Genomic DNA, 20,419 nt, shown 5'->3' with positions numbered 1-20,419 from the left:
CATGAGTAACGGTGAACATATTTTCTTCCGTAGTGCCGGTAGTGTTAATCCGGTCATTGACAGAGCCGATGGCATTTATTGCTACGATGAGGATGGCAAGCGCTATATTGATGGCATGGGTGGCGTTGGTGTTGTGAGCATCGGCCATAATGTGCCGGAAATTCGCGAAGCTGCGCTGAAACAGATGGAGAAAGTCAGCTTCGCCCATCCGTTTCATTGGAAAAACCAGCCACATATGGAGCTGACCGAGCGTATTGCAAATTTTTCGCCAGCAGGCATGAGCAAGGTTTTCATGTGCTCCGGCGGATCAGAGGCAACCGAAACCGCCTTGAAACTGGCGCGCCAGTATCATGTGGAACGCGGCAATATCTCCAAATATAAAGTTGTTTCACGCTGGAGCAGCTTCCACGGCAATACACTTGGCTCCCTGTCGATGACAGGCATGCGCTCGCGCCGTGATATTTTTGCCCCGCTGCTACAGGACTTCCCTAAAATTGCGGCCTGCAATTGCTATCACTGCCCGTTTGGCCGTGAATATCCGTCCTGTAACATGCCATGCGCAGAAGATCTCGAAGCGATCATCCTGCGTGAAGGGCCTGAAAATATCGCGGCCTTTATTGCCGAACCAATTGTGGGTGCTGCTGGTGGTGGCCTGACTGCACCGGACGGTTATTTCAAAGTTATCCGTGAAATCTGTGACCGTTATGATATTTTGATGATCGTTGATGAAGTGATTACCGGTTTCGGCCGGACGGGGCGTAATTTCGGCATTGAGCACTGGGGCGTTATTCCGGACATTATCTGCACCGGTAAAGGTCTGAGCAGCGGTTACTCACCGCTGGGCGCCGTAATCGTTGCAGAAAAAGTGTTTGAACCATTCCGCACCGGCCGCGGCTTCTCACATGGCTATACATTTGGCGGCAATCCGCTGTCCTGCGCCGTTGGCAGTGCTGTGCTCAAATATATTGAAGACCACAAGCTGGTGCAGCGTGTGGCACAAATGGGCACCTATTTCTTTGAAAAAGCGCAAGAGCTCTACGAGCTTGATATTGTGGGCGATATCCGCGGCAAAGGCTTTTTCATGGGGCTGGAATTTGTGCAGGATAAAACCACCCGCAAACCTTTTGCCGCCTCAGATAATATTGCCGGTAAGGTTGCAGATACATGCTTCCGCAACGGTTTGATTGTTGGCGCAGGCAAAGGCGGTATTGATGGTGTTAACGGTGATCACATCAATCTGGCACCGCCTTTCACCTGTACTGAAAATGATCTGGATGAGGTGATTGATATCGTCAAAACCTCCATCCGGCAGGTACAGGCAGCTCTGTAAATCCTTCCAAGCCGCACTCCTGCCCGCATATCCTCAAAAGCCCGTGCGGGCAGGAAAACCAACGATAGGCATATAGAGTTTAAACTTTTCAACGGAGCACGCACTGCCTCCGAATGACACTGTTTGCCCGTAAAACTGAAGCCTGCCCGCTCTTCAGGAGCCATCCGGCAGGCTCAGAGCTAACGGCGGCCACATATGGCAAGCGAATAAAGGTAAGCGTTATAATGAGCGATCAAACCACACAAATTTCTAAGGCCGGTGTTGCGATCAGGCAAACTATTCCGCTGGTTGCCATGAAACGCATGATTGCCAATCACATGGTGACGAGCCACCAGCAAGTGCCCTCAGTCAGCGTATTTGCTGATATCGAAGCCGATGCTCTTGTCGCTATAAAAGCTGAAAAACTTGACGGTATGAGCGCTGAAACCGGCGTTAAAATTACAATTACCCATGTTGTTTTAAAGGCTATTGCCGCCTGTCTTGAGAAGTTTCCGCTGCTCAACGCCACAATCGAAAATGACGATATTCATATACTCGATGAAATTAATCTGGGTATGGCCGTGGCCATGCCGGACGGCAATCTGATTGTGCCGGTTATCCGCAATGTAAATAAAATTTCCATTCTTGAGCTGGCAACCGAGGCCAACCGGCTGGCGCAAAATGCTATTGCCGGCAAAGCAGGCCTGCAAGATGTGCGCGGCGGTACATTTACGGTTTCCAATGTCGGCGCTGTGCCGGGCACGCTGTGGCAAACACCGCTTGTGAACCACCCGCAATGTGGCATTCTGGCTCTGGGGCGTGTGCGTGAAGCCGCGGTTATCCGCGATGGCGCCTTAGCAATTGGCTGGCAAATGGGTGCAAGTCTGAGCTTCGATCACCGTATTATCAGCGGTCTGCCTGCCAGCCAGTTCATGGCAGAATTTTCCGCCATTCTGAAGCAACCCAATAGGCTGCTGTAACCGTAGCCAGCATAGTAACGCATCCGCATAAAATCATAACTGGGATGCCAGACTGGGTTTCAAAAACTTGCAGCGGGCAATCTCAGACCACACTGACGGGAGGAACAGGACATGTATTTATCAGGCATAAATTTTGGCCTCAGCGAAGAAATTGAAGCTCTGCGCGATATGACACGCCGCTTTGCCACAGAACGCATTGCGCCCATTGCCGCTGAAATCGACCAAACCAATACATTCCCGCAGCATTTGTGGCGTGAAATGGGTGCACTTGGTCTGCTCGGTATTACCGCTTCTGAAACCTATGGCGGCGCCAATATGGGGTATCTTGCTCATTGTGTTGCTGTAGAGGAACTGAGCCGCGCTTCGGCCGCTGTAGCACTGAGCTATGGCGCCCATTCCAATCTTTGCGTGAACCAGATTATGCGTAACGGCTCTGATGCACAGCGCGCCAGATACCTGCCGAAGCTGATCTCAGGTGAGCATGTCGGCGCTTTGGCTATGTCAGAACCGGGTGCAGGGTCTGATGTTGTTTCAATGAAATTACGTGCCGAAAAGCGCGGCGATAAATATATTCTCAACGGCAACAAAATGTGGATCACCAATGGTCCCGATGCCGATGTTTTGGTGGTCTATGCCAAAACCGATCCGCAGGCCGGATCACGCGGCATCTCCGCTTTTCTGATCGAAAAAGGTTTCAAAGGTTTTTCCACCGCACAAAAACTCGACAAGCTGGGTATGCGTGGTTCAAACACCTGTGAGCTGGTGTTTGAAAACTGTGAGGTACCCGCTGAAAACCTGATGGGTGAAGAAGGCCGCGGCGTTAACATTCTGATGTCAGGTCTTGATTACGAGCGTGTTGTGCTCGCCGGCGGGCCTCTTGGTATTATGGCTGCCTGTATGGATATTGTGGTTCCCTATTTGCATGAGCGCCAGCAATTTGACCAGCCGATTGGTATGTTCCAGCTGATGCAGGGCAAACTGGCCGATATGTATGTCGCGATGAATACCTCGCGCTCTTATGTCTATGCTGTGGCGGCCGCTTGTGACCGTGGCGAAACCACCCGCAAAGATGCCGCCGGCTGCATTCTCTATTCCGCAGAACAAGCCACCCAGATGGCACTGCAGGCTATTCAGACACTGGGCGGTAACGGCTACATTAATGAATATCCGACCGGCCGGTTGCTGCGCGATGCCAAGCTTTATGAAATCGGCGCCGGCACCTCGGAAGTGCGCCGTATGCTGATTGGCCGCGAGATATTTCAGGAGACGCGTTCATGACAGTTCTGCGTTCCGAAATTGTTACGCGCGGCGCCGTTTTTGAAGCAAACCGCAAGGCAATGCTTGCTGCACTGGCACATGTTGATACAGCCGTGCAGACCGCTCTGGCAGGCGGCGGCGAAAAAGCACGCGAGCGTCATTTATCACGCGGCAAGCTGTTGCCACGAGACAGGGTGGCAGGGCTTCTGGATGCCGGATCCCCATTTCTGGAAATCGGTCTGACCGCCGGACATGCGCTTTATGATGGTGCAGCACCTGCAGCTGGCATGATCGCCGGTATCGGCCGGGTTGCCGGACAGGAATGTATGGTGATCTGTAATGATGCCACCGTTAAAGGCGGTACCTATTACCCTATCACGGTCAAAAAACATCTGCGTGCGCAGGAGATTGCCGCAGAGAATAATCTGCCTTGCATCTATCTCGTTGATTCAGGCGGCGCTAATTTGCCTAATCAGGATGAGGTCTTTCCCGACCGCGATCATTTCGGCAGAATTTTTTATAATCAGGCACAAATGTCTGCCGCCGGTATTCCGCAAATTGCCGTTGTCATGGGCTCCTGCACTGCAGGTGGCGCTTATGTGCCTGCCATGAGTGATGAGACGATTATTGTGCGTGATCAGGGCACAATCTTTTTGGCAGGCCCACCCTTGGTTAAAGCCGCTACCGGCGAAGTCGTGAGTGCGGAAGATCTGGGCGGTGGTGATGTGCACACCCGGTTATCCGGTGTGGCCGATCATCTTGCACAAAATGATGCCCATGCGCTGGAACTTGCACGTGCAGTGGCGGCCAATCTCAACCGCCAAAAGCCCGAGCTTATCCGTAAAGGACAAGGGGCTGCCCCGCTTTATGATCCGGAAGACTTACTGGGCATTATACCGGCAGATACCCGCACACCCTATGATGTGCGCGAGGTCATTGCCCGTGTGGTGGACGGTTCGGAATTTGACGAATTTAAAGCCCGCTTTGGCACAACTTTAGTCTGCGGCTTTGCGGCTATTCACGGTATTCCTGTCGGTATCATTGCCAATAATGGCGTGCTGTTTTCTGAAGCTGCACTCAAAGGCGCCCATTTCATTGAACTTTGCGCACAGCGCTGCATACCACTGGTATTTTTACAAAATATCACAGGCTTTATGGTTGGCAGAAAATACGAAACCGAAGGCATTGCCAAAAACGGCGCCAAACTGGTGACCGCAGTGGCCACTGCCAATGTGCCCAAGGTCACAATGCTGATTGGCGGCTCTTATGGTGCCGGCAATTACGGTATGTGCGGGCGCGCCTATTCACCTCGCTTTTTATGGACATGGCCGAATAGCCGGATTGCAGTGATGGGCGGCGAACAGGCTGCCGGTGTGCTGGCAACAGTTAAACGCGACGGTATTGAGCGCAGTGGCGGTTCATGGTCGGCACAGGAAGAAGCCGAATTCAAACGCCCGACCCTCGAAATGTTCGAGCAGCAAAGCCACCCTCTCTATGCCTCCGCCCGCCTGTGGGATGACGGCATTGTTGATCCGCGCAAAACCCGCGAAATCCTGGCTCTGTCTTTATCAGCCGCATTAAATTCACCCATCCAGCAGACCCGTTTTGGCGTGTTCCGGATGTAGGGGGCGACTATGTTCAATAAAATTCTGATCGCCAATCGTGGTGAAATTGCCTGTCGTATTATCAAAACTGCCCGGCGTCTGGGTATTCGCACTGTTGCAGTTTATTCGGCAGCAGATGAAAATGCACGTCATGTTAAACTCGCCGATGAAGCGGTTTATATTGGCGCAGCTCCGGCGAGCGAGAGCTATCTTAATATTGAGCCACTCATCAAAGCCTGCCTCACCACCGGTGCTGAGGCGATACATCCGGGCTATGGTTTTCTCTCGGAAAACCCTGCCTTCGTAGAGGCAACCGAAGCAGCCGGACTGACCTTCATCGGTCCTTCAGCCAGTGCCATCCGCGCAATGGGGCTCAAAGATGCCGCAAAAGCACTGATGGAAAAAGCCGGTGTACCGATTGTTCCGGGCTACCACGGTGAGCAGCAGGATGAAGATTTTCTTCAGCAGCAGGCCAACCAGATCACCTATCCGGTCCTGATCAAAGCCCGTGCCGGCGGCGGTGGCAAAGGCATGCGGCTGGTAGAAAATGCTGAAGATTTTTCTGCAGCTTTGAAAAGCGCCAAGCGTGAGGCCAAAGCCTCTTTTGGTGATGATGCGGTTCTGATCGAAAAATACATGACCAAACCGCGCCATATTGAGGTACAGGTCTTTGGCGACAGCCATGGGCATCATGTGCATTTATTCGAGCGCGATTGCTCGCTGCAACGTCGCCATCAAAAAGTCATCGAGGAAGCACCTGCTCCTGAGATGACCCCGCAAATGCGAGCATTGATGGGCGCTGCCGCGGTTAAGGCAGCAGCAGCCATTGAATATTGTGGTGCCGGAACGGTCGAGTTCATCGCCGATGTGTCGGAGGGGTTGCGTGAAGACCGCTTCTTTTTCATGGAGATGAACACACGCTTACAGGTTGAACATCCGGTCACCGAAGCGATTACCGGCCTTGATCTGGTAGAGTGGCAGTTACGCGTTGCTGCGGGTGAAACCCTGCCTAAAACACAAGGCCAGCTCGGTATTGAAGGCTGGGCATTTGAAGCCCGGATCTATGCAGAAGATCCGAACCGCGATTTCATGCCTGCCACAGGTGCGCTAACCGGTTTTGATGTCGGCTTTGACGATGTACGAATTGATACCGGCGTTGAGGCCGGAGATAATATTACGCCGTTTTACGACCCGATGATCGCTAAACTCATCACCCATGGCCGTGATCGTGCGGAAGCTTTGGCGAAACTGAAAGCTGCCCTCAAACAAACGCAGATCACCGGCCTGACAACCAACCGGCAGTTTTTGCTGCAACTCGCACAATTGCCGGAATTTGCTGAGGGCGATGTCGATACCGGCCTGATTGCCCGCAATCATGATGTGCTGTTTGTCAAACCACAACCGGACGATATCACACTGGCGCTGGCCGCTTTGGCGGCGCTTAATTTGCTGACACCGCCGCAAGGTACTGATCCGTGGCATAGTCTGCGCGGTTTCCGGTTGTGGGAAACTGCATGTCAGCATGTCGCTCTGGATTTTGACAATCAGCGCCACCACATCAAAATCGGCATAGATAGCAACAACGCATTCCGTTTTGATTTTGGTGCGCTGAAAATCAAAAGCAACACCGGTAATCAATTCACCTTCAGCCTGCAGGAAAAGACTGAACACGCATATATTTCACAAGATGACAGTGCAGTTTTTGTGATGCGTGATGGCTGTGAATTCACCTTTCAAAAGGTCAAAACCGTGGCAGAAAACGGTGATGATAACGGTGGAGGCAGCCGCTTAATTTCACCAATGCCAGGTGTGGTAACCATGATCAATATTGCTGAGGGTGACATGGTTACCAAAGGCGATACACTGATCATTATGGAGGCGATGAAAATGGAATTGTCACTCTGCGCACCACGTGACGGCATCGTGAAAGCGCTGAATGTGGTGGCAGGTGATCAGGTAAGCGACGGCGCTGTTCTTCTTGAGCTTGAGGAAGAGTAATGAGCCAATATGTTGAAATCGTTGAAATGGCAGCGCGTGATGGTTTGCAGAATGAAAAGCAGCTCATTCCGACATCCCGGAAAATAGAGCTGATTAATCAGCTCTCCGCATGCGGCTTTAAACATATTGAAGCAACCAGCTTTGTCAGCCCTAAATGGGTGCCGCAACTGGCCGACGCTACCCAGCTTATGGCCGGCATACAGCGCTATCCAGCCATACAATATTCAGTGCTGGTGCCCAATATGAAAGGCTATGAGCTTGCTATTGCGGCGCAGGCTGATGAGATTGCCATTTTCATTTCAGCCTCAGAGGGGTTTTCACACGCCAATATTAATTGCTCGGTAGCAGAGAGCCTGAACCGCGTTCAGCCGATTATTGCACAGGCAACAGCTGACCGCATAGCGGTGCGTGGTTATATAAGCTGTGTAGTGGAGTGCCCTTATGACGGACAGATCGCCCCGTCAGCGGTTGCCATACTCGCCGACCGGTTATCACAGCTAGGCTGCTATCAAATCAGCCTCGGCGATACAACCGGCCATGGCACACCGCACGCAATTGGCGCCATGCTTGAAAGCGTTGTACAATATGTACCCGCATCAAATCTTGCCGGTCATTACCATGATACCGGTGCGCGCGCGCTCGATAATATCCGCATCAGCCTTGATATGGGATTACGGGTGTTTGACGCTTCTGCAGGTGGTCTTGGCGGCTGTCCTTATGCACCGGGTGCCAAAGGCAATGTAGACAGCCTTTCGGTTTATGATCTTGTGCACAGCCTTGGTTTTGAAACCGGTCTCGACCGGGAAAAGCTTGCCGCTGCCGCCGGTTTTGCACGCTCGCTTGTCGCAGAGACAAGCGCGTAACAGGAGAAAACAATGTCTTTTGAAACAATTCTTCTGAACCATGATCAGCGGGGGGTAGCCACACTAACACTCAACCGGCCTGAGCAGCATAATGCTATGTCCGGCCTGATGATTGATGAAATAACACAAGTAGCCGCCCATTTGGCAGCGGACACCGGAACAAGACTGGTCATTTTAACCGGCAACGGTGCCAGTTTTTGCGCTGGCGGTGATCTTGGCTGGATGCGGGAACAAGCGCTGGCAAGCCGTTTCCAACGCATTGAACAAGCCCGTAAGCTTGCACTGATGCTCAAGGCATTACGTGACCTGCCAAAACCACTGATCGGTCGTATTAACGGGCAGGCTTTTGGCGGCGGTGTGGGCTTGATCAGCGTTTGTGATGCTGCAATTGGTGTTGATACTGCCCGTTTCGGCCTGACTGAAACCAGATTGGGGCTTATACCGGCAACAATCAGCCCTTATGTCATTGCGCGTATCGGCGCTGCACAGTCTATGCGCTATTTCACATCTGCGCGGTTGTTTGATGCCAAAGAAGCCCGGCAATGCGGTTTGTTGCATGGGATCTGTGAAAGTGAAAGTCTGGATGCCGCCATTGAAACCGAGCTGAAACCTTATTTTTCTGCCAGCCCGCAAGCCATTGCTGCCGCAAAAAAACTGGTGCATGCGGTGGGTGCAAAGCTGGATGACCATTTGATAGATTTAACTTTGGAAAAACTGGCCGATACCTGGGAAACCGCTGACGCCAAAGAAGGTATTGATGCTTTTTTTGGCAAAACAAATCCCAGCTGGAAAAACTGAATACGATACCTCTAACCGGATTTTTAACCAGATTTCTGAGAGATACTGATCTTAGGCGCAGGCCGCTCACACCTTAGTCTTTTAACTTGACGCCCACTCTATGTTTCTGAAAAGTGCTGCTCGGTTCTGCGTAAGAACCATGCGCATAGCAATGAGTTAAAGACTAAAATTTGAGTATAATTAAATAAAATAATCATTAGTCTTGTCGCAGACGGGTAATGACGCAGAATTTGAATAAGGGGATTTCATGTCCGGCAAAGAAACAGGATCAGGGATGCAAAGTCTTGAGCGTGCAATGCTCACTTTGCGCGCTGTAGCAAAGCTGGGCCCGCATGGTGTGCGTCTCGCAGATGTGGCACAAGAGACCGGTCTGAGCAAATCCACAGCACACCGGTTTTTAGTGGCCCTGGCACAGCTCAACCTGCTCGATCAAAATGAGGATTCCGGTCTTTATTACCTTGGTATGGATCTCGCCCATCTTGGTGCTGTTGCCGGCAATCGTTTCAACCTCAGAGATTTGGCTTTACCGGCAATGGAACGGCTGGTGGAACTGACCGGCGACACTGTCTATATGTCGATCCTGCGTGCCTATGATGCGGTCTGTGTATCGCGGCTTGAAGGTGATTACCCTATCAAAACCCTGACCTTGCATGTCGGTGACCAGCGCCCGCTGGGTATTGGTGCTGGCAGTCTCGCGATCTTGTCGTTTCAATCTGATGAATTCGTTGAAAAAGCGGTCAGCGCGAATACCGAGCGGATTGAAAATCAGTGGGGTATTCAAGCTACGGAACTGTTCAAATTTGTTGAGGCAACACGCAAGACAGGCATTGCCTTAAATCCGGGTCGCGTTGCTCCGGGAATGACAGCACTCGGCGCCCCGATTTTTGATGCCAGTGGTAAGGCTATCGCTGCCCTTGGTGTTGGTGCGATTACCACGCGTATGGATGAAGAACGCCGCGCGCAAATCGGCCTTTGGCTGCAGGAAGAAGCAAAAAACGTACAGGAGCAGCTTATACGTCTGCTGGGTACACCCAATATGCATGACCTCAAACGTCTTGCCGAGCGCAACTAGCTCCCTTTGCTAAATTGCCTGCATTCCGCACGAACCAAATCTTTCCTATACATATTGTTGTTAAGCCGACTTTCATAAGTTCAAATAAACCGTTGATTGAAAGGCGCTAACCGGAGGTTCCAATTGTTATGATGGTTTCCAATACCAATGCAGGTACGAAAAACACCCTGAAACCCTCAATAACGCCATCAGCCTCTCAACCGCTCTGGCAGCCGGATAACAACCGGATTTCCCAAAGCGGCATAGAAAAATTTCGCCATTATATCAGCAAAAATCTGCAACGCGATATCACGGATTATGCAGCCCTGTATCAATGGTCTGTTGATGATCGTGCCGGTTTTTGGTCAGCAGTCTGGGATTATTGTTCTATCATCGGCAAAAAAGGCGATATCAGCCTCATTGATAGCGGAACCATGCGTGAAGCACAGTTTTTCCCGCAGGCTGAACTTAATTTTGCTGAAAACATGCTGCGCAAAACCGGCAGCGAAACGGCGATTGTGTTTCGTGGCGAAGATAAAACAGAACGCCGTCTGAGCTGGAATGAGCTGCAGGCTCTGGTCTCACAACTCCAGCAATTTTTATTAGCTGAGAATATACAACCCGGCGATCGTATTGCCGGTATGTTGCCCAATATGCCGGAAGCTGTGGCGCTGATGCTGGCCGCTGCCTCTATCGGCGCCGTATGGTGCTCCTGCTCACCCGACTTTGGTGCGCAAGGTATTTTAGACAGGTTCGGCCAGATTGAACCCAAACTATTTTTTGCCTGTGATGGCTATTGGTATAACGGCAAGAAAATCGATGTCATCGACAAAGTAAGTGCTGTTGCACAGCAACTGCACGGCTTACAAAAAACTGTTCTGATCGACTATCTGGGTCAGGCTGAAAACCCTGCCGCTCCTGAACAAAAAATATTTGCCTTAAGTCCATTGTTGCAGAACTATACCCCGCAACCCCTGACTTATACACGTCTGCCTTTTGATCACCCGCTATGCATTCTCTTTTCATCCGGCACCACCGGTATTCCCAAATGTATTGTGCATCGCGCCGGCGGCGTTTTGCTGCAGCATGTTAAAGAGCATCAATTGCATGCGGATTTACGTGATGGTGACCGTTTTTTCTACTTTACCACCTGTGGCTGGATGATGTGGAACTGGCTGGCCTCAGGGCTGGCAAGTGGCGCCACATTGGTGCTGTATGACGGCTCCCCATTTTATCCCGATGGCAATGCATTATTCGATTATGCGCAGGCTGAACGTGTAACCCATTTTGGCACATCGGCTAAATTTATTGATGCCGTGCTGAAAGCCGGCTTACGGCCGATAGACAGCCACGATCTCAGCCAGTTGCGCACCATCTCGTCAACCGGCTCGCCATTATCACCCGATGGTTTCGCCTTTGTTTATGACGGCATAAAACACGATGTTCATCTGGCTTCCATTTCCGGCGGTACTGATATTGTGTCTTGTTTTGTGCTGGGCGTGCCGGTGTTGCCGGTCTGGGCTGGCGAAATACAAAGCGCAGGCTTAGGCATGGCTGTTGATGTGTGGAATGATGATGGCAAACCGGTGACAGGTGAGAAAGGCGAGCTGATCTGCACAAAGGCTTTCCCTTGTATGCCGTTAGAATTCTGGAGTGATCCGCAAGGCAGTAAATATCAGGCGGCTTATTTTGAGCGCTTCACCAATATCTGGTGCCACGGTGATTTTGCCGAGCGTACAGAGCATAACGGCCTGATCATCCATGGTCGTTCTGACACAACGCTCAATCCCGGAGGCGTGCGCATCGGCACGTCTGAAATTTATAATCAGGTTGAGCAAATTCCGGAAGTAACGGAAGCTTTATGCATCGGGCAGAACTGGGAAGATGATGTGCGGGTGGTATTATTTATCCGCTTAGCAGGAGCGGCATCCCTTGATGATCTGCTGATTAAGAAGATTAAAGACAAAATCCGCTCTGGCGCCACACCACGCCATGTGCCCGCAAAAATCATTGCTGTGGCGGATATTCCAAGAACCAAATCCGGAAAGATCACTGAACTTGCAGTACGCGATATGGTGCATGGTCGTGAGGTTAAAAACCTTGAGGCACTGGCCAATCCGGAAAGTCTCGAGCTTTATCGCAATATTCCTGATTTGCAATAATCACAGGCGTATCCACTACAAGCATTGGCCTAACTATTCAACAAACGCGCCCTCGGATAGCCATATCCGGGGGCGCTTTTTATTTTCAAAATACATATTACAAAACAGCACAAGCCGGCATTGCCGAGCGTAGTTTTTATTGCGAACATCATAAATATGTATATACATAATAGTGGTATTTATCGGGAGGAAAATATGAATATCGCTACGTTACCAGTGCGTCCGGAAGTTTATAAAATAGCCAAGTATAATGCCGGCCTCTCTTCTGCCGATGTTGAGAAAAGATGCAACGGCGCCAAAGTTGTAAAGCTCGGCTCCAATGAAAATCCATTGGGCGCTTCACCTCTGGTGGCTCAGGCTCTGCAGACACAGGCCGCAACCTTAAATCTCTATCCGGATCCCCAAGGGCGCCTGCTCAAACACGCACTTGCAGAAAAATATAAAGTGCCCACGGATCGCATTATTCTTGGCAATGGTTCAGAAGAGCTGCTCAGCATTATCTATCGCGCTACATTGAATTCCGGCGAGCATATTGTAACACCCTATCCGTCATTTCCACTGCATGAGGACTATGCCACCCTACAGGGCGCCGATGTCAGCCGCGTGCCACTGGATGTGCATCTGGAACTGGATGTTGCAGCCCTCAAAACAGCCCTTCTCAGCAAGCCCAAGCTATTTGTGATTGCTAATCCTGTTAATCCGGTTGGCAGCTGGCTCAACAATCAGCAACTCACAGACCTGCTGGAGAGCGTAGCACCTGAAACGCTGCTAATATTGGATGAGGCCTATGCAGAATATGCTTTTGGTGCTGATTATGCGGATTCTTTAGCCTTGCTCAAAAACAGTTCGTTGCAATGGATTGTGCTCAGAACTTTTTCAAAGGCCTATGGTCTGGCAGGTTTGCGTGTCGGTTATGGTATTGCCAGCAATGCACAGCTGATCGACATGTTTGACAGGGTCAGGTCGCCGTTTAATGTTAACACCATGGCGCAGGCTGCCGCATTAGCTGCACTTTCAGATGACGGGCATCTGGCTAAAACTATCAGCCATAATAGTGCTGAACGCGAACAAGTGCGCTGTTTTTTAGAAGATAACGGCTTTACAGTTGCCCCGTCCCGTACAAATTTTCTGTTCTTTAAAGTACATAAACTTGCAGCAGATCTGTCAGAAGAGTTTTTGAATCGCGGCGTCATTCTTAAGCCGTGGAAACAGCATGGATATGATAATTATCTGCGTGTCAGCATTGGCAGCTCTGAAGACAATCAACGCTTTATGCAGGCAGTAACCGAGATATTCTTACAATCCTTACTTACGAAAAATCCGTAAAAATCAAGTTGACTGTCAATAAATATGATCAGAATAGAACTTCACAGAAGGCAATTGGCTTGCCTTCTGTGAAGTCGGCCATCAGCTGGCAAACCGCTGTGTGAGGCGCTTGTCTTTAAAGATACGTTTTCGGCAGGCCCTGAGCAATGGACGCTCTGCATAGAGATATAACAAGCAGCCAAAAACTATGGTTAAACCAAAGACAGCCATGTAAATTACATAATGATTGAGTGCAAATTGCTGCGATATTTTCATCAGGATCTTTGAAAACAACCCGAGAAAAGCAAGATGTGTCAGGTAAATTGTATAGGACGCATCTCCTATCAAACTTAGAGTTTTAAAACGAGATGCCGGAAAACCATCTCTTTCCCATGCCGCAGCACCGGCAATGAGCAGCCCAAAACTGACAGCATAAGCAATCTGAACATACTGATAGTCAATGCCCTTCGCCTCCAATGCATATATGAAACTGAAAAGCAAAAGACCGAATGGAAATGCCGCTTTTAATATTTTACTCTGCCACTTTGTTAAAATGTAAAATGCAGCCATCCCGATTATAAAATTAAAATTCAATGGTGAAAAATATGTCGTTAATGGCAGCCTGGCCCCCTCATCAGGATACTGAAAGACGATACCCCCAGCCATTAGCCAAAACAATAAAATCACCACACCAAATACCCTGTTAAAAATAAGGGTAGCAAAAACGAGATAAAACGCCAATTCATGGATAAGAGTCCATGCAGGTGTAATCGGCAATTCAAAACTATCAAGACGAATCAGAAAAATCGTTGAAATCCACTGACTTAATGTCTCAGGTACAATGCTGGCGCTGCCAAATCCTAATGCAACCAAAGCGCAGAATATTGCTGTGTACAACCAGTATACCGGAAATAACCGTGTGAAGCGTTTCAGCAGATAATCAGTCAGCTGAGCTGGCCTATTAATGTCTTTGTTATGCGCAAAAACAATAATAAAACCAGAAAGCACAAAGAAGAAATCAACACCCAGGTTCCCTCTATGCGTAAAGCTCAGCCAAACTGCATCATTAAGATAACGGCCGTTTCCAAGAAGTAATGAAAGATGAAAAGCAACCACAGCCATGGCCGCTAAACCGCGACCTTGCTGTAAAGTTTTAAGCTGTATTTGTTTATTCACACCCTGCCCCCAAGACAAAACCAATATTAATTGGTCAATATCCTTTGGGTAGTCTTTTAATATTTAATGGTCTAGAGCGTTTCATAATCAAATCGAATAAATTTTATAACCGTGACAAAAGGTCGAAGCAAAAAATTTAAAACACGCTCTATAATCAAATTTAACTTAAGTGCAGTAACAATAATGATATTCGCTCTGTTTGCATCTCACTTCACCGGCATCATATTATCCTGTAGTTCATAAATCGATCAAAGAGAATATATCTAATATGAACTGCCGGCATTCATGTGATCAAGTGCAGAAGTAAAAGCCCCTGTCAGCTTATGGCTGCTGCCCGCATAGGTAATATCCACCGCGGTAACAAATTCTGAATCATGCCAGGTTTCACGATGCAGTACCAGACAGGCCACACGCAGCTTGATTTTTAACAAGCGTGCGAGCTTTTCATCGGCATTAATCGCACTGATTGTGTGTTTGGCTTCGGTCCAAGGCACATGCCCGAGCAGCCACGTGCCAGGGGGTATACTATCAAACGGCTCGGTTTCTGCCGCCACCACCTTTTCTAGCGAGATCAGCCGGTCTTCATAAGCCAGCGGCACCGCATTGAAGTGATGCAGACATGTGATGGCAAGAACCTTATGGCCTTCTTTAAGATTAAGGCTCAAAGCTTGCGTCTTATTGAGGTTTACAACCGTACGGCTGAGAATTTCATAAGCATAATCCTGCCCGTCAGCTGCAGCTTCTTTAGCAAAATCGTGAATATTCAAAAACAACGCGCTATTGGATTGCGGCACCGCAACAAACGAGCCAGCTTTGCGCCGCCTGATAATCAATCCGCGCTCGGCCAGCCGCGATAATATCCGGTTAACAGTCATACGCGAGCATTGATATTGCTGCATAAATTCGTTTTCATTAGGGATACGGTCACCCGGCGCCCAGACACCATTGATTATATTTGTTTCAATATCGCGCTGAATTTTTTCAGAAAGGCTGATTGTGGGCTTACTGACATCTGTCATATAAGTGCTCTTATTAATGCATGAAGCATCAGATCTTACGCCTTCCGGATTTCAGATAAATTGTGATGCAGGCTTGCCTGAAAAACCAATCTGAAATTTCAATAATCTATATTCTAAACATATAAAAAGGTTTAAAACAGTAAATAGCGGGATTTCACGCCCGCTCTCTTGTCCATTATCTATGCCGCAGTTCATGCTTCAGAACAAGAGGCGTGATAGTGAGGTTCAGATCATACCGGCTTGCTTAAACCACCCGCTCTAAACTGATCAAAAAGCCGCGTCCCGCACCAGAAATCATCGCTCCACTTCCAGCCGGATCTGACAAGACAAGACAGTCTTGCTGGCTAAGTTGCCAGCACTCAGTGCCAAGCTGCACTGTAAGCGCCCCTTCCCCGCAATAAATCAGGCAAGTAGCAGAGGACAATATTTGCGTGATCGCACCAGTAATGCGCAGATCATGCACCTGATGGATAAAGTGCCCGCGCCGTGTCATCACATTCAGATCGGTAATCGCACCTCCGGTCAGGCGCGCATAGGTGGTTGCATCGGCAGCAAAGCTGAAAGGCTGGCTTTGTTGTGAGAGCTGCACAACCTTGTCCTCCACCTCCAGCACAAGAGCATCACCAGACAAAACGCTTAGCGTCCGGTCAACATTTTCAAACTTGGAAAACGCCCCGTCCTGCGCCACGCTGGCTGTACTGACACGCCAGTCGAAATCATCGACTGACGCGTCTTCAGGATAAATTGCTATTTCGACCGTAACACCACCGCCGTTTTTCCACGGCATGTGGCGGTGCGTTTCTGCTTTCAGAAGGGTCGCAAGCATCATGTTTGCCCTTAATTATCAAGAATAGCCGGTAGGCGCAGATTGTTTTCACGGGCACAATCAACAGCAATATCATAGCCTGCATCCGCATGACGCATAACGCCTGATGCAGGATCATTCCACAATACGCGCTCAAGTCTGCGTGCGGCATCATCGCTACCGTCAGCACAGATCACCATGCCCGCATGCTGCGAGAAGCCCATACCAACACCACCGCCATGATGAATAGATACCCATGTGGCACCCGATGCGGTGTTGAGCAATGCATTGAGCAACGGCCAGTCAGATACTGCGTCTGAACCATCTTGCATCGCTTCGGTTTCACGGTTTGGCGAGGCCACCGAGCCGCTGTCGAGATGATCACGTCCGATTACGATCGGTGCTTTCAGCTCGCCGTTTTTAACCATTTCGTTAAAGGCCAGACCAAGACGATGACGATCGCCCAAACCAACCCAGCAAATACGTGCTGGCAACCCCTGAAACTCAATGCGTTCACGCGCCATATCCAGCCAGTTATGCAGATGCTTGTTATCCGGCAGCAGCTCTTTAACTTTAGCATCGGTTTTGTAGATATCTTCCGGATCACCCGACAATGCAGCCCAGCGGAAAGGCCCAACACCACGGCAGAATAACGGGCGGATATAGGCTGGCACAAAGCCCGGGAATGCAAAAGCGTCTTCCAGACCTTCTTCCAAAGCCATCTGACGGATATTATTACCGTAATCCAGTGTTGGAATACCCATATTCCAGAAATCAACCATAGCCTGAACCTGCACTTTCATGCTGGCTTTGGCAGCCTTTGCAACGCCTTTAGGGTCACTTTCCTGCTTTGCGCGCCATTCAGCTACGCTCCAGCCAATTGGCAGATAGCCATGTACCGGATCATGCGCAGAGGTCTGATCGGTCACCATATCCGGCTTAACGCCACGTTTTACGAGTTCAGGGAATATTTCTGCAGCATTGCCGATCAATGCAATCGACTTGGCTTCGCCTGCCTTGGTCCATTCTTCGATTTTTGCCAGAGCTTCATCAATACTATGGGTTTTTTCATCGACATAGCGGGTACGCAGACGAAAATCAGCACGCGTCTCATCACATTCAACAGCCAGACAGCAAGCGCCCGCCATAACCGCAGCCAGTGGCTGTGCGCCGCCCATACCACCAAGACCACCGGTCAAAATCCATTTGCCTTTGAGCGAGCCGCCAAAATGCTGACGACCAGCTTCGACAAAGGTTTCATATGTACCCTGCACAATGCCCTGCGCGCCAATATAAATCCACGAGCCGGCGGTCATCTGGCCATACATTGCCAGACCTTTTTTATCCAATTCGTTGAAATGATCCCAATTGGCCCAATGCGGTACCAGATTGGAATTGGCAATCAATACACGCGGTGCATCTTTATGGGTGCGGAATACTCCAACCGGCTTACCGGATTGTACCAACAAAGTTTCATCGTCATTGAGATCTTTAAGGGTCGCAACGATCTTATCAAAATCAGCCCATGTGCGTGCCGCGCGGCCAATACCGCCATACACCACCAGTTCATGCGGACGTTCGGCAACATCGGGATGAAGATTATTCATCAGCATGCGCATCGGGGCTTCGGTCAGCCAGCTTTTGGCAGTAATTTCCGTACCGGTTGCAGGCCGGATTTCACGCTCATTATGACGTGGATTACTCATAGTGCTCCTCCTCAGAAGTCAGATTTTTGATGCTGTTGCTGCCAGTTGCTCTAAAAGATTTTGCAAATAAGGGCGCAGCCTTGCCGCCCGTTGCTCGTCATAGGCAAAAGGCAGTGTTTCACTTTGCAAATGGGTGGATTGTGCAAGTTCCATCTGAATGGCATGCACATTTTGTTCAGGCCTGCCGTAATGGCGTGTGGTCCAACCGCCTTTAAAGCGGCCATTGAGCACAAAACTGTAACCCTCAGCGCCGGAGACAGAGGCCACAGCCGTGCTTTCAATCACTGGCGCGCAGGTTTTACCCATATCAGTGCCGATGTTAAAATCAGGCAATTTGCCTTCAAATAAAAATGGAATATGCGAGCGGATAGAATGGCAGTCATATAAAATGGCCACACCATGGATGGCTTTTACCCGCGCAATTTCTGCCGCCAATGCGGCATGATAAGGCTGATGAAACCGCTCTAACCGATCTGCAATATCAGCCACCTCAGGGGTCTCACCCTGTTTCCAGATCGCCAGCCCGTCAAAGTCGGTTTCCGGAATAAGCGTGGTGGTGTTTTGCCCCGGATAGAGGCTGTCGCCCTGCGGATCGCGGTTGGCATCAATACAATAGCGGTGGAAGGTGGCGCGAACAGTCGTCGCGCCCTCCAGCAAGCCATCATAGAGTTTTTCAATATGCCAATCCGTATCAGCTAGAATCCTGCCATTATCATTCAGCCGGTTCCAGATATCAGCTGGCACATCAGTGCCCGTATGCGGCAGGCCGAGAATAACGGGCGACTGCCCCTGAACAACCTCAACAACCGACATTTATGCCTCCAGTACAGGCAAAATTCCGGCACTGACTGCGCGGTTAAGGGCGCCTTCCGCCACCAGTCTGGCAGCAGTTTCCAGATCTGTCGCCATATAGCGGTCATCATCCAGCGTTACGATTTCAGCCCGCAGAACGGCAATCACCTTATTAAGCTCAGGACTGGTTGTCAGCGGCTCGCGCAGCTCCACACCCAAAGCACCTGACATGGCTTCAATGCCAATGATTGCATTGAGATTATCGGTCATTTGCAATAGGCGGCGCGCACCATGACAAGCCATAGAAACATGGTCTTCCTGATTGGCGGATGTTGGCGTGGAGTCCACCGATGCCGGATGTGACATCTGCTTGTTTTCACTCATCAAGGCGGCAGAGGTTACTTCGGCAATCATCAGGCCGGAATTAAGCCCTGGTTTTCTTGCCAGAAATGCAGGCAAACCAAATGACAAAGCCGGATCAACCAGCAATGCAATGCGGCGCTGCGCAATGGCACCGATTTCACAAATAGCCAGCGCAATCTGGTCTGCGGCAAAAGCCACCGGCTCGGCATGGAAGTTACCGCCGGAAACCACGCTATTATCAGACAATACCAGCGGATTATCGGTGACCGCATTGGCTTCAATTTCAAGCGTAACTGCAGCCTGTCGCAAAATATCAAGACAGGCACCATCCACCTGCGGCTGGCAACGAATGCAATACGGATCCTGCACGCGCTGATCACCTTCCAGATGGCTATCGCGGATAACCGAACCTGCCAGCAAGCTGCGGATCGCAGCCGCAGTATCGATCTGGCCTTTATGGCCGCGTAAGGTATGAATATCCGAATGGAAAGGCGCTGTTGACCCCATCGCCGCATCGGTCGACAACGCACCGGTAATCAACGCGGATTGCAGCGCACAATGCGCGCGGAACAACCCTGCCAAGGCCAGAGCGGTCGAGGTCTGCGTGCCATTAATCAGCGCCAGTCCTTCTTTCGCAGCCAAAATAACCGGTGTGAGACCGGCCTGTTGCAACGCTTGCGCCGCAGCAATACGCGCGCCGCGATAAAAAACTTCGCCCTCACCAATCATCGCTGCGGCCATATGTGCCAGAGGAGCAAGATCACCGGAAGCTCCGACCGAGCCCTTTTCAGGAATAACCGGAATAATGCCTTTTTCCAGCATATCCTCAATCAGTGTCACCACTTCAAGGCGCACACCGGAGGCACCGCGACCAAGCGAGATCAGCTTGAGGGACATAATCAGCCGCACGATATTTTCCGCGAGCGGCGCACCGACCCCACAGCAATGCGAAAGAATAAGATTGCGCTGCAAGGTCGCCACATCCTCCGGAGCAATGCGGATCGAAGCCAGCTTACCAAAACCGGTATTAATGCCGTAAACAGGGGCATCACCGGCAGCAAGTTCGGCAATCCGTGCCGCAGCCTTTTCAATACCGGCATGAAAGCCGGTATCAACGCGTGCTGGCGTACCATGCAGATAAATATCCTGCAGGGTGGTGAGTGATACTTTACCGGGTGTAAAAACAGTATTCATTCGGGTATTCCTTGGCCATTTTTGACCGCTTGAATCA

General features: G+C 50.2%; 16 protein-coding genes. 10 read left to right on the top strand and 6 right to left on the bottom strand.

Features of this window, described 5'->3' with window-relative positions; translation table 11 throughout:
- Position 1 precedes the first annotated feature (1 nt).
- The 10 genes from MP213Fo_RS10315 to hisC all read left to right on the top strand — a co-directional run bounded on the left by MP213Fo_RS10315 (position 2) and on the right by hisC (position 13,348).
- Positions 2–1,330 (top strand): aspartate aminotransferase family protein, encoded by a 1,329-nt coding sequence (locus MP213Fo_RS10315; protein WP_421088939.1) that lies wholly within the window; start codon positions 2–4, stop codon positions 1,328–1,330.
- 224 nt (positions 1,331–1,554) lie between these two features.
- A complete protein-coding gene (locus MP213Fo_RS10310) occupies positions 1,555–2,289 on the top strand; it encodes a 2-oxo acid dehydrogenase subunit E2 (RefSeq protein WP_421088938.1) in 735 nt (244 codons plus the stop codon).
- A 111-nt stretch (positions 2,290–2,400) separates the two neighbouring features.
- The gene (locus MP213Fo_RS10305; RefSeq protein ID WP_421088937.1) at positions 2,401–3,567 is read left to right on the top strand and encodes an isovaleryl-CoA dehydrogenase; all 1,167 of its coding nucleotides are present in this window, start codon (positions 2,401–2,403) and stop codon (positions 3,565–3,567) included.
- A complete protein-coding gene (locus tag MP213Fo_RS10300) occupies positions 3,564–5,171 on the top strand; it encodes a carboxyl transferase domain-containing protein (protein WP_421088936.1) in 1,608 nt (535 codons plus the stop codon). The genes MP213Fo_RS10305 and MP213Fo_RS10300 overlap by 4 nt, the downstream gene beginning before the upstream one ends.
- 9 nt (positions 5,172–5,180) lie before the next feature.
- Entirely contained in the window at positions 5,181–7,148 is a 1,968-nt protein-coding gene (locus MP213Fo_RS10295) for an acetyl/propionyl/methylcrotonyl-CoA carboxylase subunit alpha (protein ID WP_421088935.1), read from the top strand.
- Positions 7,148–8,011: a hydroxymethylglutaryl-CoA lyase gene (locus tag MP213Fo_RS10290; RefSeq protein ID WP_421088934.1), complete on the top strand. Its 864-nt coding sequence runs from the start codon at positions 7,148–7,150 to the stop codon at positions 8,009–8,011. Before MP213Fo_RS10295 ends, MP213Fo_RS10290 begins: the two co-directional genes overlap by 1 nt.
- A 12-nt stretch (positions 8,012–8,023) precedes the next feature.
- Positions 8,024–8,809, top strand: coding sequence for a crotonase/enoyl-CoA hydratase family protein (locus MP213Fo_RS10285; protein WP_421088933.1), 786 nt, complete (start codon positions 8,024–8,026; stop codon positions 8,807–8,809).
- 247 nt (positions 8,810–9,056) lie between these two features.
- The gene (locus MP213Fo_RS10280) at positions 9,057–9,881 is read left to right on the top strand and encodes an IclR family transcriptional regulator (RefSeq protein ID WP_421088932.1); all 825 of its coding nucleotides are present in this window, start codon (positions 9,057–9,059) and stop codon (positions 9,879–9,881) included.
- A gap of 128 nt (positions 9,882–10,009) precedes the next feature.
- On the top strand, positions 10,010–12,022 hold the full coding sequence (locus tag MP213Fo_RS10275) for an acetoacetate--CoA ligase (RefSeq protein WP_421088931.1): 2,013 nt from the start codon (positions 10,010–10,012) through the stop codon (positions 12,020–12,022).
- Positions 12,023–12,217: 195 nt separating this feature from the next.
- Positions 12,218–13,348, top strand: coding sequence for a histidinol-phosphate transaminase (gene hisC, locus MP213Fo_RS10270; RefSeq protein ID WP_421088930.1), 1,131 nt, complete (start codon positions 12,218–12,220; stop codon positions 13,346–13,348).
- An 81-nt stretch (positions 13,349–13,429) separates the two neighbouring features.
- Here the strand turns inward: hisC and MP213Fo_RS10265 are convergent, their stop codons facing one another.
- The 6 genes from MP213Fo_RS10265 to hutH all read right to left on the bottom strand — a co-directional run bounded on the left by MP213Fo_RS10265 (position 13,430) and on the right by hutH (position 20,382).
- Entirely contained in the window at positions 13,430–14,503 is a 1,074-nt protein-coding gene (locus MP213Fo_RS10265; protein WP_421088929.1) for an acyltransferase family protein, read from the bottom strand.
- A gap of 263 nt (positions 14,504–14,766) precedes the next feature.
- Entirely contained in the window at positions 14,767–15,522 is a 756-nt protein-coding gene (locus MP213Fo_RS10260; protein ID WP_421088928.1) for a UTRA domain-containing protein, read from the bottom strand.
- Positions 15,523–15,766: 244 nt separating this feature from the next.
- Positions 15,767–16,348 (bottom strand): HutD family protein, encoded by a 582-nt coding sequence (locus MP213Fo_RS10255; protein ID WP_421088927.1) that lies wholly within the window; start codon positions 16,346–16,348, stop codon positions 15,767–15,769.
- A gap of 11 nt (positions 16,349–16,359) precedes the next feature.
- Positions 16,360–18,033 (bottom strand): urocanate hydratase, encoded by a 1,674-nt coding sequence (gene hutU / locus MP213Fo_RS10250; RefSeq protein WP_421088926.1) that lies wholly within the window; start codon positions 18,031–18,033, stop codon positions 16,360–16,362.
- An 18-nt stretch (positions 18,034–18,051) separates the two neighbouring features.
- The gene (hutG, locus tag MP213Fo_RS10245; RefSeq protein ID WP_421088925.1) at positions 18,052–18,846 is read right to left on the bottom strand and encodes an N-formylglutamate deformylase; all 795 of its coding nucleotides are present in this window, start codon (positions 18,844–18,846) and stop codon (positions 18,052–18,054) included.
- On the bottom strand, positions 18,847–20,382 hold the full coding sequence (gene hutH / locus MP213Fo_RS10240) for a histidine ammonia-lyase (protein WP_421088924.1): 1,536 nt from the start codon (positions 20,380–20,382) through the stop codon (positions 18,847–18,849).
- Positions 20,383–20,419 lie beyond the last annotated feature (37 nt).

The sequence above is a fragment of the Pseudochrobactrum mosebachae genome, from assembly GCF_048914685.1.
In the GTDB taxonomy this organism is placed as follows: Bacteria; Pseudomonadota; Alphaproteobacteria; order Rhizobiales; family Rhizobiaceae; genus Pseudochrobactrum.
Note: the sequence above shows the minus strand (reverse complement) of the source record. Positions and strands in the feature narration are given on the sequence as shown.